Origin of the sequence: Actinomycetospora straminea (assembly GCF_028737255.1) — a bacterium.
Classification (GTDB): domain Bacteria; phylum Actinomycetota; class Actinomycetes; order Mycobacteriales; family Pseudonocardiaceae; genus Actinomycetospora; species Actinomycetospora straminea.
In genome coordinates this window covers 16,934-30,639 of sequence record NZ_JAQZAN010000014.1, presented here as the reverse complement: position 1 = coordinate 30,639, position 13,706 = coordinate 16,934, and the positions used below count along the sequence as shown (strand labels likewise).

14 protein-coding genes are annotated in these 13,706 nt (G+C 72.1%); 11 read left to right on the top strand and 3 right to left on the bottom strand.

Annotation, left to right across the window (positions count from 1 at the left end; genetic code table 11):
- Positions 1–2 precede the first annotated feature (2 nt).
- The gene (recR, locus tag PH190_RS18885) at positions 3–611 is read left to right on the top strand and encodes a recombination mediator RecR (RefSeq protein WP_274233078.1); all 609 of its coding nucleotides are present in this window, start codon (positions 3–5) and stop codon (positions 609–611) included.
- 52 nt (positions 612–663) lie between these two features.
- On the opposite strand, the gene PH190_RS18880 is transcribed toward recR, so the two are convergent.
- Entirely contained in the window at positions 664–852 is a 189-nt protein-coding gene (locus tag PH190_RS18880; protein WP_274233077.1) for a hypothetical protein, read from the bottom strand.
- A gap of 270 nt (positions 853–1,122) precedes the next feature.
- Between PH190_RS18880 and PH190_RS18875 the strand changes: the two genes are divergently transcribed.
- Both PH190_RS18875 and PH190_RS18870 read left to right on the top strand, forming a co-directional pair.
- The gene (locus tag PH190_RS18875) at positions 1,123–2,001 is read left to right on the top strand and encodes a helix-turn-helix domain-containing protein (protein WP_274233076.1); all 879 of its coding nucleotides are present in this window, start codon (positions 1,123–1,125) and stop codon (positions 1,999–2,001) included.
- Between the two features lie 42 nt (positions 2,002–2,043).
- Positions 2,044–2,244 (top strand): DUF397 domain-containing protein, encoded by a 201-nt coding sequence (locus PH190_RS18870; RefSeq protein WP_274233075.1) that lies wholly within the window; start codon positions 2,044–2,046, stop codon positions 2,242–2,244.
- A 129-nt stretch (positions 2,245–2,373) separates the two neighbouring features.
- On the opposite strand, the gene leuA is transcribed toward PH190_RS18870, so the two are convergent.
- Positions 2,374–4,185: a 2-isopropylmalate synthase gene (gene leuA, locus PH190_RS18865; RefSeq protein ID WP_274233074.1), complete on the bottom strand. Its 1,812-nt coding sequence runs from the start codon at positions 4,183–4,185 to the stop codon at positions 2,374–2,376.
- Positions 4,186–4,591: 406 nt separating this feature from the next.
- On the opposite strand from leuA, the gene PH190_RS18860 reads away from it, so the two are divergent.
- The 6 genes from PH190_RS18860 to PH190_RS18835 all read left to right on the top strand — a co-directional run bounded on the left by PH190_RS18860 (position 4,592) and on the right by PH190_RS18835 (position 10,060).
- On the top strand, positions 4,592–4,849 hold the full coding sequence (locus PH190_RS18860; protein WP_274233073.1) for a hypothetical protein: 258 nt from the start codon (positions 4,592–4,594) through the stop codon (positions 4,847–4,849).
- A 93-nt stretch (positions 4,850–4,942) separates the two neighbouring features.
- The gene (locus PH190_RS18855) at positions 4,943–6,208 is read left to right on the top strand and encodes an aspartate kinase (RefSeq protein WP_274233072.1); all 1,266 of its coding nucleotides are present in this window, start codon (positions 4,943–4,945) and stop codon (positions 6,206–6,208) included.
- Positions 6,209–6,223: 15 nt separating this feature from the next.
- On the top strand, positions 6,224–7,276 hold the full coding sequence (locus tag PH190_RS18850) for an aspartate-semialdehyde dehydrogenase (RefSeq protein WP_274233071.1): 1,053 nt from the start codon (positions 6,224–6,226) through the stop codon (positions 7,274–7,276).
- 149 nt (positions 7,277–7,425) lie between these two features.
- On the top strand, positions 7,426–7,926 hold the full coding sequence (locus PH190_RS18845; RefSeq protein ID WP_274233212.1) for a Fur family transcriptional regulator: 501 nt from the start codon (positions 7,426–7,428) through the stop codon (positions 7,924–7,926).
- Positions 7,923–9,407 carry a catalase gene (locus PH190_RS18840; RefSeq protein WP_274233070.1) on the top strand — a complete coding sequence of 495 codons (1,485 nt, stop codon included), beginning with the start codon at positions 7,923–7,925 and terminating at the stop codon, positions 9,405–9,407. Before PH190_RS18845 ends, PH190_RS18840 begins: the two co-directional genes overlap by 4 nt.
- 176 nt (positions 9,408–9,583) lie before the next feature.
- A complete protein-coding gene (locus PH190_RS18835) occupies positions 9,584–10,060 on the top strand; it encodes a Dps family protein (protein ID WP_274233069.1) in 477 nt (158 codons plus the stop codon).
- Positions 10,061–10,175: 115 nt separating this feature from the next.
- Here PH190_RS18835 and PH190_RS18830 read toward each other — a convergent pair whose 3' ends face one another.
- The gene (locus PH190_RS18830) at positions 10,176–12,029 is read right to left on the bottom strand and encodes a S9 family peptidase (protein WP_274233068.1); all 1,854 of its coding nucleotides are present in this window, start codon (positions 12,027–12,029) and stop codon (positions 10,176–10,178) included.
- A gap of 79 nt (positions 12,030–12,108) precedes the next feature.
- Here PH190_RS18830 and PH190_RS18825 point away from each other — a divergent pair, with 79 nt between their 5' ends.
- Together PH190_RS18825 and PH190_RS18820 are read left to right on the top strand one after the other, a co-directional pair.
- Positions 12,109–12,915, top strand: coding sequence for an SAM-dependent methyltransferase (locus tag PH190_RS18825; protein WP_274233067.1), 807 nt, complete (start codon positions 12,109–12,111; stop codon positions 12,913–12,915).
- 31 nt (positions 12,916–12,946) lie between these two features.
- The gene (locus tag PH190_RS18820) at positions 12,947–13,678 is read left to right on the top strand and encodes an enoyl-CoA hydratase (protein ID WP_274233066.1); all 732 of its coding nucleotides are present in this window, start codon (positions 12,947–12,949) and stop codon (positions 13,676–13,678) included.
- The last annotated feature ends 28 nt before the right edge of the window (positions 13,679–13,706 follow it).

Genomic DNA, 13,706 nt, shown 5'->3' with positions numbered 1-13,706 from the left:
CCGTGTTCGAGGGGCCGGTCCAGGACCTCATCGACGAGCTGGGCCGTCTGCCCGGCATCGGGCCGAAGAGTGCCCAGCGCATCGCGTTCCACCTCCTCGCCACCGAGGAGGCGGACGTGACGCGCCTGCAGGAGGCCCTGCAGAAGGTCAAGATCGGGGTCGTGTTCTGCGAGGTCTGCGGCAACGTCTCCGAGCAGCCCCGCTGCCGCATCTGCAGTGACGCGCGGCGCGACGCCACGCTCGTCTGCGTGGTCGAGGAGCCCAAGGACGTCGTGGCGGTGGAGCGCACCCGCGAGTTCCGCGGTCGCTACCACGTGCTGGGCGGGGCGCTGGACCCGCTCTCGGGCATCGGTCCCGACCAGCTGCGGGTCCGCGAGCTCCTCCAGCGCATCGGCGGGGCGGGTGACGAGCCCGAGATCGCCGAGGTCATCCTGGCGATGGACCCGAACACCGAGGGCGAGGCCACGGCCACCTACCTCGTGCGGCTGCTGCGCGACTTCCCGGGCCTGACCGTCACCAAGCTGGCCTCGGGCCTGCCCATGGGCGGCGACCTCGAGTTCGCCGACGAGCTCACGCTCGGCCGCGCCCTCGCCGGTCGCCGCGCCTTCTAGCCGGGCAGGCGTCTCGCCGGTCGGACGTCGATCTGCTCAGACGTCGTGCAGGTCAGATGCGGAAGTCCCGGCCGCGCACGGGCGTGCGGCCGGCGATGATTGTGTCGTGGTCGAACGCCATCTCGGCGCGGTGCAGGCGGGCGCTGCGACGTCGCGTCGCCTCGCGGTGCACCGAGATGCCCACGAGCACGCCCACCACGAACAGGGCCCAGAAGATCACCACCGCGATGATGATCGTCATGGCGGTCATCGTCGGCCGCCCTTCGTCGCCTTCATGATCAGTGCCTCCCGTCGAGTCGTGCAGTCCGTTGTGCGGTCCACGGCTCCGGCGAAACAGCTCCGGTCTTCATGAGAGTGCTGTGTGCGAGTTCACCGCACAAGCGAATTCTGCAATTGCACGCAACGATTGCGTGACGACATGGCCCTGCGCGGTCTACCGTGTACGGACAGCCGCCGGTCGAGGGGGAGCCGGCCTCTCCGCCATCGTTCGCCCGACGCAGGAGGCGTACGGATGTCCCAGTCACCCGGCCCCGTGGTGACCCGTCGCCGGCTCGGCGGCGAGCTCAAGCGACTCCGTGAAGGCCTGGGCCTCAAGCTCGAGGACGTCGCACGCAGCCTCGAGTGCTCGCCCTCGAAGATCAGTCGGCTCGAGAACGGCAAGGGCGTGCCCCGCTGGCGCGACGTGCGGGACATGCTCGAGGTCTACCGCGTGCCCGAGGGCGACGAGCGGGCGCGGCTGCTCGACTGGGCGCAGAGCGGCCGTGCGCCGATGTGGTGGTCGAAGTACGCCGACGTGATGCCGCCCGTGATGGCGACCTACGTCGAGCTCGAGTGGGACGCGGCGCGCATCCAGGCCTACGAGCCGTTCGTCGTCCACGGGCTCCTGCAGACGCCGGACTACGCGCGCGTCGTGCTCCGCAGCGCGCTCGGACCGGACGCTCCCGAGCGCGCCATCGAGAAGCTCGTCGAGGTCCGGATGCGGCGTCAGGACGCCCTGAAGCAGGAGCACGGGCTCTCGTTCTCTTGCGTGCTCGACGAGTCGATCCTCAACCGCGTCGTCGGATCACCGGACATCCTTCGCGCGCAGCTGGAGCACCTGCTGGCCACGGCCGAGGAGGAGCACGTCGACGTGCGCGTCCTCCCCTTCTCGGCGGGCCTCGTGCCCGGGAGCCGTGGCGCCTTCGCCAAGCTCGACTACAGCGAGGGCATCGAGCACGGCCTGGTGTACGTCGAGCGGCCGCCGATCGCGGGGGAGTTCCTCGCGGACCCGGCGGAGATCGCCGACCACGAGGTCTGGTTGGGGAGCCTGTACGCGGCGGCGTTGAGTGAGCCGGAGTCCATCCCCCTGCTGAAACGAGCCGTTCGCCGCATGGCCGCCTCCGACGGGTGAGTCCGCCTTCCGCGGCGAGCAGCTGCCGTCGAAGATGCCTCGGTGCAACCGCATCGTGACGCGAACGTGCTGGTGACGAGCAGTTTCTGCAGTGACGGGAGTTGCGTCGGCGTCGCGATCGGGGACGGCGAGGTGCGCGTCGTCGACACCAAGTCGTCCGAGGCCCTGCGCTTCACCCCGGGCGAGTGGGCCGCGTTCGTCGCCGGCGTCAAGGCGGGGGAGTTCGACCTCCCCGAGGCATGATCAACGTCTCGGTGACGAACCCCCGCAGATCTGCGGCGCTCCGTCACCGAGACCGCGATCAAGGGCTTCGGTGGCGGAACCCGCGCCCGGCGCGGGTTCCGCCACCCAGGACACCTACGACACGAGCTCCTAGCGCATCGCCCGGTTCACGGCCGACACGACGGCCTTGAGCGACGCGGTGAGGATCGAGCCGTCGATCCCGATGCCCCAGACCTCGACGTCGCCGACCGCGGCCTCGACGTAGGCGGCGGCGCGGGCGTCGTCGCCGGCGGACATGGCGTGCTCGGCGTAGTCGAGGACCCGCACGTCGTAGCCCACCGTCGCCAGGGCGTCGACGAAGGCGGCGATCGGGCCGTTGCCGACGCCGGTGACCTCGTGCAGGTCGCCCTCGACCTTCAGCGTCGCCGACAGCTCGGCCTTGCCGTCGTCGTGGGTCTGCACCCGCGAGCTGACGAGCTCCAGCGGGACGCGGCGCAGGAGGTACTCCTCGGTGAAGATGTCGTACATCTCCTTGGCCGAGACCTCGCCGCCCTCGGTGTCCGTGACCTCCTGGACGCGCCGCGAGAACTCGATCTGCAGGCGCCGCGGCAGCTCGAGCTGGTGCTCGACCTTCATCAGGTACGCCACGCCCCCCTTGCCCGACTGCGAGTTCACGCGGATGACGGCCTCGTAGGTCCGGCCGACGTCCTTCGGGTCGATGGGCAGGTACGGGACCTCCCACGGGTGGTCGTCGACGTCGTGGCCGGCGTCCGCGGCCTCGGCGTTCATCGCCTGCAGGCCCTTGTTGATCGCGTCCTGGTGCGAGCCGGAGAACGCGGTGAAGACGAGATCGCCGCCCCAGGGGTGGCGCTCGCCGACGGGCAGCTGGTTGCAGAACTCGACGGTGCGGCGGACCTCGTCGATGTCGGAGAAGTCGATCTGCGGGTCGATGCCCTGGCTGAACAGGTTCATGCCGAGGGTCACCAGGCAGACGTTGCCGGTGCGCTCGCCGTTGCCGAACAGGCAGCCCTCGACGCGGTCGGCGCCGGCCTGGACGCCCAGCTCGGCGGCGGCGACGCCGGTGCCGCGGTCGTTGTGCGGGTGCAGCGACAGGATGATCGAGTCGCGCCGGGCGAGGTTCCGGTGCATCCACTCGATGGAGTCGGCGTAGACGTTCGGCGTCGCCATCTCCACCGTGGCCGGCAGGTTGACGATCATCGGGCGCTCGGGCGTCGGCTCCCAGACGTCGCCGACGGCGTCGACGATCTCCTTGGCGTACGACAGCTCGGTCCCGGTGTACGACTCCGGCGAGTACTGAAAGCGCCAGTCGGTGTCCGGGCGCTTCTCGGCCTCCTCGCGGACCAGCTTCGCCCCGTCCGTCGCGATCTTCGTGATGCCGTCGCGGTCGGACCGGAAGACCACGCGGCGCTGCAGGATCGAGGTCGAGTTGTAGAGGTGTACCACCGCGGAGTGGACGCCCTCGAGCGACTCGAACGTGCGCGTGATCAGCTCGGGGCGCGCCTGCGTCAGCACCTGGATCCGCACGTCGGCGGGGATCGCGTCCTGCTCGATGATCTCGCGGACGAAGTCGAAGTCGGTCTGCGACGCGGCGGGGAAGCCGACCTCGATCTCCTTGTAGCCCATGCGCACGAGCAGGTCGAACATGCGCCGCTTGCGGGCCGGCGACATCGGGTCGATCAGCGCCTGGTTGCCGTCGCGCAGGTCCACCGCACCCCACAGCGGGGCCCTGGTGATGACCTTCTCGGGCCACGTGCGGTCCGGCAGCGAGATCTTCTCGACGAGGTCGGCGAAGGGCCGGTAGCGGTGGACCGGCATGCTGCTCGGCCGCTGCGTGTTCCACGCCGGCTGGTCGGCCGGGATGTCGCCGTCGGGATGGACGACGGTCGAGCGGATGTCGGCGATCGGCGTGTCGTTGCCGGATACGCCGGGGGTGATGCTCATGGGGTGTCGCGCTCCTGCCTGCAGCACTGCGGGGGATGGCGACCGGCAGCGCACATCACCCGCGACAGGGGGCCGGTCGGTTCAGACCCCGCCGCGGCGGCGAAGGAGCAGCCCGAGGGCTGCGAGCGCGAGGGACATCACCTTCCACGGTAGCCCCGCGACGCGCCGACCCGGTACCCCGGGCCCCTGACGGAGGGTGTCTCGAGGGCCGGACAGTGCCGCTGAACTGCGACGATCGACCGCTGGTGACACAGGTCGCAGCCCTGGCTACCGACGAGTCAAGTCGCGTGCCATGATGTCGCGCATGGCGCAGGATGCGAGCACGGAGACGTCCGAACAGCGGCGTTCGCACACCGGAGAGGACCTCCGTGCGCTCACCCGGAAGGTCCTGACGGTTGCCGCCTCGGTGATCCGCGTCCTCACGGTCGTCTTCGCGGCGATCCTCGTGATCCACGTGATCCTGTCGGTCGCGGGCGCCAACCCCGCGAACGGCATCACGGTCTTCTTCCGCGACCTCGCGTCCAACCTCACGCTCGGCATCGGCGACCTGTTCCTGCCCGCGAGCGAGTCGCTGCGGATCATCCTCAACTTCGGCCTCGCGGCCGTGGTGTGGATCGTGATCGGGATCGTCGTCTCGAAGCTGCTCAACGCCCTCGCGCCGTAGGCGGCCCAGGGGTGTCACCGGACACCTCGTGACGTCCCCCGCCTCGGATAGGGTCGAGCGCGTTCGCCGACCAGCAGGTGGAGGTCAGTCGCGGTGGCACTCGTCGTCCAGAAGTACGGCGGCTCGTCCGTCCAGGACGCGGAGCGGATCCGTCGTGTGGCCGAGCGCATCGTGCGCACGGGCAAGGACGGCAACGACGTCGTCGTCGTCGCGTCGGCCATGGGCGACACGACCGACGAGCTGACCGACCTGGCGATGCAGGTCCACCCCAGCCCGCCCCCGCGCGAGCTGGACATGCTGCTGACGTCGGGCGAGCGCATCTCCAACGCGCTGCTCGCGATGGCCATCAACGCCCAGGGCGGGCGGGCGCGCTCGTTCACCGGCTCGCAGGCCGGCATGATCACCACGGGCAAGCACGGCGACGCGCGCATCGTCGACGTCACCCCGGGCCGCATCCACGCCGCCCTGTCCGAGGACCACATCGCGCTCGTCGCGGGTTTCCAGGGCGTCAGCGTCGACTCGAAGGAGATCACGACGCTCGGCCGTGGCGGCTCGGACACGACGGCGGTCGCGATGGCGGCCGCCATGAAGGCCGACGTCTGCGAGATCTACACCGACGTCGACGGCGTCTACTCGGCCGATCCGCGCATCGTGCCGAACGCGAAGCTGCTCGAGACCATCACCTACGAGGAGATGCTCGAGATGGCCGCGTGCGGGGCGAAGGTGCTGCACCTGCGCGCCGTCGAGTACGCCCGCCGCGAGAACGTGCCCCTGCGGGTGCGCTCGTCGTACAACGACAAGCCCGGCACGACGATCGTCGGGTCCATCGAGGAGCTCAGCGTGGAACAGGCGGTCCTCACCGGCGTCGCGCACGACCGGTCCGAGGCGAAGGTGACGGTGGTCGGCGTGCCCGACCAGCCCGGGTTCGCGGCGCGCATCTTCCGCGCCGTCGCGGACGTCGAGGTCAACATCGACATGGTGCTGCAGAACATCTCGCACCTGCAGACGGGCAAGACGGACGTGACCTTCACGCTGCCACGCAAGGACGGCCCGCGGGCGGTCGAGGCGCTCGCCGCGGTGCAGCCCGAGGTGGGCCACGAGGACGTCATCTACGACGAGCACGTCGGCAAGGTGACGCTGGTCGGCGCGGGGATGCGCAGCCACCCGGGTGTCACCGCCACGTTCTGCGAGTCGCTGGCCGAGGCCGGCGTGAACATCGAGATGATGAACACCTCGGAGATCCGCATCTCCGCGCTCCTGCGCGACACCCAGCTCGACGACGCCGTCCGCGCCCTGCACGACGCCTTCGACCTCGGTGGCGACGAGGAGGCCGTGGTGCACGCCGGGACCGGTCGGTAGGGACGGGAGAGAGCCATGACGACGCTCGCCATCGTCGGGGCCACCGGTGCGGTCGGCTCCGTCATGATCGACATCATCGACAAGCGCGAGAGCGTGCCGTGGAGCGAGATCCGGCTCATCGCCTCGCCCCGCTCGGCCGGCAAGCGCCTGACCGTCCGCGGCCGGGAGATCGAGGTCGTCGCCCTGTCGCCGGCGGCCTTCGACGGTGTCGACATCGCGATGTTCGACGTCCCCGACGCCGTGAGCGCCGAGTGGGCGCCGGTCGCGGTGTCGCGCGGGGCGATCGCGGTCGACAACTCCGGCGCCTTCCGCATGGACCCCGAGGTGCCGCTGGTGGTGCCCGAGGTCAACGCCGAGCAGGCCCACGAGCGCCCCAAGGGCATCGTCTCGAACCCGAACTGCACGACGCTGTCGATGATGGCCGCGCTCGGGGCCCTGCACCGTGCCTTCGGGCTGCGCGAGCTCGTGGTCGCGAGCTACCAGGCCGCGTCCGGCGCGGGCCAGGAGGGCATCGACCGGCTGCAGGACGAGATCGCCGCGGTCGCCGGCAAGGGCGTGGGCCACCGGCGCGGGGACGTCGCCGAGGCCATCGCGTCGGCGGGCCTGTCGGCGGAGTCGCCCTTCAACGCGCCGCTGGCGCTCAACGTGGTGCCGTTCGCCGGCTCGCTCAAGGACGGCGGCTGGACCTCCGAGGAGCTCAAGGTCCGCAACGAGTCGCGGAAGATCCTGGGGCTGCCCGAGCTCAAGGTGTCGGCGACGTGCGTGCGCGTCCCGGTCGTCACGACGCACTCGATCGCGGTGCACGCGACCTTCGACGGGCCGGTCGACGTGGCCACCGCGCACCAGGTCTTCGCGTCGCAGCCGTCGATCGTGCTGGTCGACGAGCCGGAGGCCAAGCGCTTCCCGACGCCCGCCGACGTCGTCGGCGAGGACCCGACGTACGTGGGCCGCGTGCGCCAGGCGCTCGACTTCCCCAACACCCTCGACTTCTTCGTGTGCGGCGACAACCTGCGCAAGGGCGCGGCGCTGAACACCTACGAGATCGCCGAGGAGCTCGTCCGGCGCTGACCCGGCCGCGCCCCGCTTTTCTTGACTCGTTCCAATCTCGCTGGCACCGTGGGGCCATCATGACCCCACCGACCGGTCCTCGGGACGAGGCTGCGCCCATCGCCGCGGCCGAGTCGGTGCCCGGTCCGGCCCCGGATCCGCGCCACCACATCGCCGACCCGCGGGCCCGCCTCCGTCAGGCGGGCCTGCGGGTCACCGCGCCGCGGCAGGCCGTCCTCGGGGTCCTGGGCGAGCACCCGCACTCCACGGCCGAGGCCGTGGCGTCGAACGTGCGTGCGCGGCTGGGGTCCGTCAGCACCCAGGCCGTGTACGACGTCCTCGCCGCGTGCGTGGACGCCGGTCTCGTCCGCCGCATCGAGCCCGCGGGCTCGGCGGCCCGCTACGAGACCCGCACCGGGGACAACCACCACCACGTGGTCTGCCGCTCGTGCGGGGCCACCGCCGACGTCGACTGCGTCGTCGGCGAGCCCCCGTGCCTGGTCCCCTCCGATGCCGGCGGCTTCGTCATCGACGAGGCCGAGGTCGTCTTCTGGGGGACGTGTCCGACCTGCGCCGGAGCAGGAGCGGGTACCCGGGACTCGCGGCGTGCCGTGCGCGGCGCCGTCGCGGTCCTGCACGAGAGCCACCACCACCCTGAGAGGCGAACGTGACCAATTCGCATCGCTCCTACGCCACCGACGACGCCGGCATCCCGGCGCCCAGCCACGAGTTCTCGGCCACGGTCGGGACCGACGGCCCCCTGGTGCTGCAGGACCACTACCTCATCGAGCAGATGGCGAACTTCAACCGGGAGCGCATCCCGGAGCGCCAGCCGCACGCGAAGGGCAGTGGCGCGTTCGCGACGTTCGAGGTCACCCAGGACGTGACCGCGTACACGAAGGCCGCGGTGTTCCAGCCCGGCGAGACCACCGAGGGCATCATCCGCTTCTCGACGGTCGCCGGTGAGCGGGGTAGCCCCGACACCTGGCGCGACCCGCGCGGCTTCGCCCTCAAGCTGTGGACCCGCGAGGGCAACTGGGACATGGTCGGCAACAACACGCCGGTCTTCTTCATCCGCGACCCCATGAAGTTCCAGAACTTCATCCGCTCGCAGAAGCGCCTCGCCCGCAACGGCCTGCGCGACCACGACATGCAGTGGGACTTCTGGACGCTCTCGCCGGAGTCGAAGCACCAGGTCACGTGGCTCATGGGCGACCGGGGCATCCCCAAGGACTGGCGCCACATGAACGGCTACGGCAGCCACACGTACATGTGGATCAACGCCGCCGGCGAGGAGTTCTGGGTCAAGTACCACTTCATCTCGGACCAGGGCGTCGAGACCCTGACCGAGGAGGAGGCCGGCCGGCTCGCCGGTGAGGACGCCGACTACCACCAGCGCGACCTCTACGAGGCCATCGAGCGCGGGGAGTTCCCGAGCTGGACCCTCAAGGTGCAGATCATGCCCTTCGAGGACGCCAAGACCTACCGGTTCAACCCGTTCGACCTGACCAAGGTGTGGCCGCACGGCGACTACCCGCTGCAGGAGGTCGGGAAGCTGACCCTGAACCGCAACCCGGAGGACTACCACACGGAGATCGAGCAGGTCGCGTTCGAGCCGAACAACCAGCCCCCGGGGCTCGGCCTGTCGCCGGACAAGATGCTGCTGGCCCGCGGGTTCTCCTACGCGGACGCCCACCGCGCCCGGCTCGGCGTCAACTACAAGCAGATCCCGGTGAACTCGCCGCAGGGCACCGAGGCGCACCCGTACACGGTCGCCGGGGCGATGCGCGTCGTGAACGCGCCCGACCCCGTCTACGCGCCCAACACCAAGGGCGGCCCGCAGACGACCGAGACGATCCAGCCGCCGACGTGGTACTCCGACGGACAGATCCAGCGCGCTGCCTACGTGCCGCACGCCGAGGACACCGACGAGGTCCAGGCCCGCACGATGATGCTCGAGGTCTGGGACGACGCCGCGCGCGACCGCTTCGTCGAGAACGTCTCCGGCCACCTCGCCAAGGGCGTCGGCGACGACGTACTGGCCCGCGCGTTCGACTACTGGAAGTCGATCGACCAGGGCATGGGCGAGCGCGTCGAGGCCCGCGTGCGCGAGCTCACGGGCAAGGAGCAGAAGGTCCTCAGCCAGAGCTGACCCGCTCCTGACCTGCCCTTTCGTGAACAACAGCGGGAACAACCGCGGCCCGTCCCACGCTGTACGTGGGGCGGGTCGCGGTGTGTCCGGCGTTATCGCCACCGCCGCGACGGCTAACCCCGGTCTGACCCGTCGTGCACCGTGCGATCCACGGTCGTGAAGGAGTGAACACCACCATGGCAGGAGCCCCGATCACCAGCCCGCTGTCCGACGACGCCAAGCAGGTCGTCGGGACGGTCCTCCAGGACAGCCTGGCCGACTACGTCGACCTGTCCCTGACCGCGAAGCAGTGGCACTGGAACGTGGTCGGCAGGAACTTCCGTGAGGCGCACCTGCACCTCGACGAGCTCGTCGACCTCGCCCGTACCTACACCGACGAGGTCGCGGAGCGCGCGGCCACACTCGGCGTCTCGCCCGACGGGCGCGCCGAGACCGTCGCCAAGAGCAGCGGCCTGCCCACCACCGAGGAGGGGTGGCGCCAGGTCGAGGACGTCAACCAGGCGGTCGTGCAGACCCTCGAGACGCTCATCGAGCGCATGCGGGAGCGCATCGCCGCCACCGACGAGCCCGACCCGGTGACCCAGGACCTGCTCATCGCGCAAACCGCGAAGCTCGAGGAGGCCCACTGGATGTGGCAGGCCAAGACGGCCTGAGCCGCGTCCACCCGGGCCAGCGCGGGCGGCTGGATGCCTCCCGACCTGCGAGAACGAACGGCGCTTTCGCTGCTTGCGATGCAGCGAGAGCGCCGTTCCTTCGTTCGGGGGCGGCTCAGGCCGGGACCGGGAGCCCCAGGGCCGCGCGGGCGTAGGCGATCTCGGCGACGGTGTGCGCGAGCGTCTCGGCGACGACCAGCGAGCCGTGGCCGGCGTCGTAGCGCACCATCGCGTACTCGCGACCCCGCTCGGCGAGGGCGTCCAGGTAGTTGTCGATCTGGCGGATGGGGCAGCGAGGGTCGTTCTCGCCGGCGAGCACCAGCACCGGCGCGCGCACCGCGTCCACCCACGTCAGGGGCGAGGCCTCCCGGTAGCGCTCGGGCACCTCGTCCGGCGAGCCACCGAACAGCGAGCGGTCGAACGCCCGCAGGGGCTCCATCTCGTCCTCGTACGCCGCGAGGTAGTCGGCGACGGGCACACCGGCGCAGCCGACCGCCCAGCGCTCGGGCTGGCGACCCAGACCCAGGAGGGTCAGGTACCCGCCCCACGACCAGCCCTCGAGGACGCAGGCGGCCGGGTCGGCGAGGCCCGTCGACACCGCCCAGTCGTGCACGGCGGCGACGTCCTCGAGCTCCGTGGTGCCCGGGCGCCCCTCGATGGCGTCGCGCCACGCCGAGCCGTAGCCCGACGAGCCGCGGTAGTTCACGTGCACCACCGCGAAGCCGGCGTCGACCCACACCGCGCGCACCGGCGACCAGCGGTCCTCGTCGGCGGCCTGGGGCCCGCCGTGGATCATGAAGACGGTCGGGACCGGTCCGGTGGTGCCCGCCGGGCGGGTCCACAGCGCGTGCACCGGCCCGCCCGGCCCGTCGACCCACGCGTCGTCGAGCGCCACCGACGGCGCCGGGCGCTCGCCGGGCGGGGCGAGCAGCTCGGTGTCGGTGCCGTCGGGGCGCAGCGCCCGCACCGACGACGGGTACGCCGCCGACGACCAGCCGTACTCGACGGTGCCGTCGGGACGCACGTCCGCGCCGCCGACCGAGCCGGGCGCGGTGGGCAGGTCGGTGAGCTCACCGGTGGCGAGGTCGTAGCGGTGCAGGGTCGTGCGCCCGGCGCGGGTGTGCGCGACGAGCAGCGCCGACGCGTCGGGGTAGAAGCCCGCGGAGAGGTCGCCGGGCAGGTCGATGGCCACCTCGGTCTCGGTGTCGGTCGCGAGGTCCCAGACCAGCAGCTCGTCGCGGCCCCGGCGCTCGTGGCCGACGAGCAGCCGCTGGTCGCCCTCGACCGGCGCGAACTCGATCGGGTCGAGGCCCTTCCCCTCGCCGTCGTGGCGCTCGCCGACGGGCTCGCCGTCGGACACCCGGATGACCCGGATCGCGGGGTGGCGCGAGTCCCCGTGCTCGGCGTGCGAGATCGCGAGCAGCGTCTCGTCGCGGGACAGCGCGCCGATGCCGGCGTCCTCGGTGTGGGTGTAGACGACGCGCGCGTCCCCGCCGTCCTCGCTGACCGCCAGCGTCGACCCGTCGTCGGTCGACCAGCCCACCGCCACCGTCCGCCGACCGAGCTCGAGGCCGGCCGGGTAGCCCGGTGCCGCACCGGACACCGCGGGGGAGGCCTCCCCGCCGGTGAAGGGCTCGCGCACCCAGACGCCGAACTCGTCGCCGTCGGTGTCGTCGAACCACCAGATGCTCTCGCCGTCGGTGCTGGCCGCGCCGCCGCGGGTGCCCTGGGGACGGTCGGTGACGCGGCGGTGGGTGTCCGCGGCCCGGTCCCAGGCGTAGATCTCCCAGGTGCCCGTCGCGTTCGACGAGTAGACGCTGCGGTCGGGGGCGTCGCGGGCCCAGTCGGGCACCGAGACGCGCGCCGCGGTGAACCGGCCGCGCCAGCGGGCCTCGACCTCGGGGTCGGCGAACAGGGCCTCGGGGACGGCGGGGACCGGGTCGGAGCGGCGGGTGGGCGACGACGTCATGCCCCCGATCCTGCCCGTCGCGGTGCCGCGTGCGCCGCACGGACCCGGGCGTGGGAGAGGATGGTCTCGACCAGCACACATGGGGGGACACCAGGTGCGCGAGGAGCCACCGGAACTGGCGGGCCCGACTCCGAATCGGGCGCGCATCTACGACCACTTCCTCGGGGGGACGGAGAACTTCGCGATCGATCGCGAGTTCGCCGAGGAGGCCGACCGGGTCTTCCCGGCGATGCGGCAGCTGTGCCGGGACCACCGCCGCTTCTCCCGCGCGGTGGTGCGCCACCTCGCGGACAGCGGGTACGACCAGTTCCTCGAGCTGGGCTCGGGGCTGCCGACGGTCGACCACGTCCACACCGTGGCCGCCCGGTCCGTCGCGGACCGGCGCGTGGTCTACGTGGACCGGGTGCCGGAGACGGTCGAGCACGCCGCGCGGCTCGTGGCCGACGAGCCCGGCGTCGCGGTCGAGTGCGCCGACGCGACCGACGTGCGGGCCGTCCTCGGCTCGCCGGGCGTCAGACGCCTGCTCGACCTCGATCGTCCCGTCGCGGTGCTGGCGGTGGCGGTGCTCCACAGCTCCACCGACGACGTCGCCCGCCGGACCGTGCAGGGCTACCGCGAGGCGCTGGCCCCGGGCAGCGTCATCGCCCTCAGCCACCCGACGGGCCTCGCGCACCCCGACCTGCGGGCCTGGTGCGACATCCGCCATTCCGGCTACTCCTACGCGCCCTGGTTGCGTGACCCCGAGGACATGGCGCCCTGGTTCGAGGGCATGGAGCTGATCGGCCCGGGCTGGGTGTCCGCGCCGGACTGGACGCCCACCGGGCCCGCGCCCGGCGCCGAGGTCACGGGCAGCGGGCTGTGGGGTGTGGTCGCGCGGGTGCCGTGACGGCCGGGATGATCGCTGCCGTGATGACCCCGTGATCGGCACCCAGCGCCACGACGCCGGCGTCCACGAGATCCGTCTCGACCGCACCGAGCGGCGCAACGCCCTCGACACCGCGCACTGCCGCGACCTGCACGCGGCGGTCGACGCCGCGGTCGCCGACGGGGCCCGCGCGCTCGTGCTCAGCGGCGCGGGGACGGCGTTCTGCTCGGGCGCCGACCTCGACACCGTCGGCGACACCGACTTCCTCGCCGCGCTCTACGGCATGTTGCACCGGCTCGCGGAGGTCCCGGTGCCGGTCGTCGCGGCGGTGCACGGGCCCGCGATCGGCGCCGGCACCCAGCTCGCCCTGGCCGCCGACCTGCGCGTCGGCGCCGAGGCCGCCGTGTTCGGCCTGCCGACCGCCGCGCTCGGGCTCGCGGTCGACCCGTGGACCGTCCGCCGCCTCGCCCTCGTCGCGGGCGGGGGAGCGGCGCGGCGGCTGCTGCTCGCGTGCGAGCGCCTCGACCACGACGCGGCGCGCGCGGCCGGGCTCGTCGACCGCGTCGGCGACCGGGACACCGCGCTGGCCTGGGCGACCGAGATCGCGGCGCTCGCACCCCTGACGCTCGCCTACAACAAGCTCGCCGTCGCCCGCCTGCTCGAGGACGCGCCCGTGCCCGACGAGGTCGCCGCGGCGTTCGACGCCTGCTGGGCGAGCGAGGACCTCGCCGAGGGCCGCCGGGCGCGCGAGGAGAAGCGGGCGCCGGTCTTCCGCGGGCGCTGACCAGCGCCGCGGAGACCACGCGGTCGAC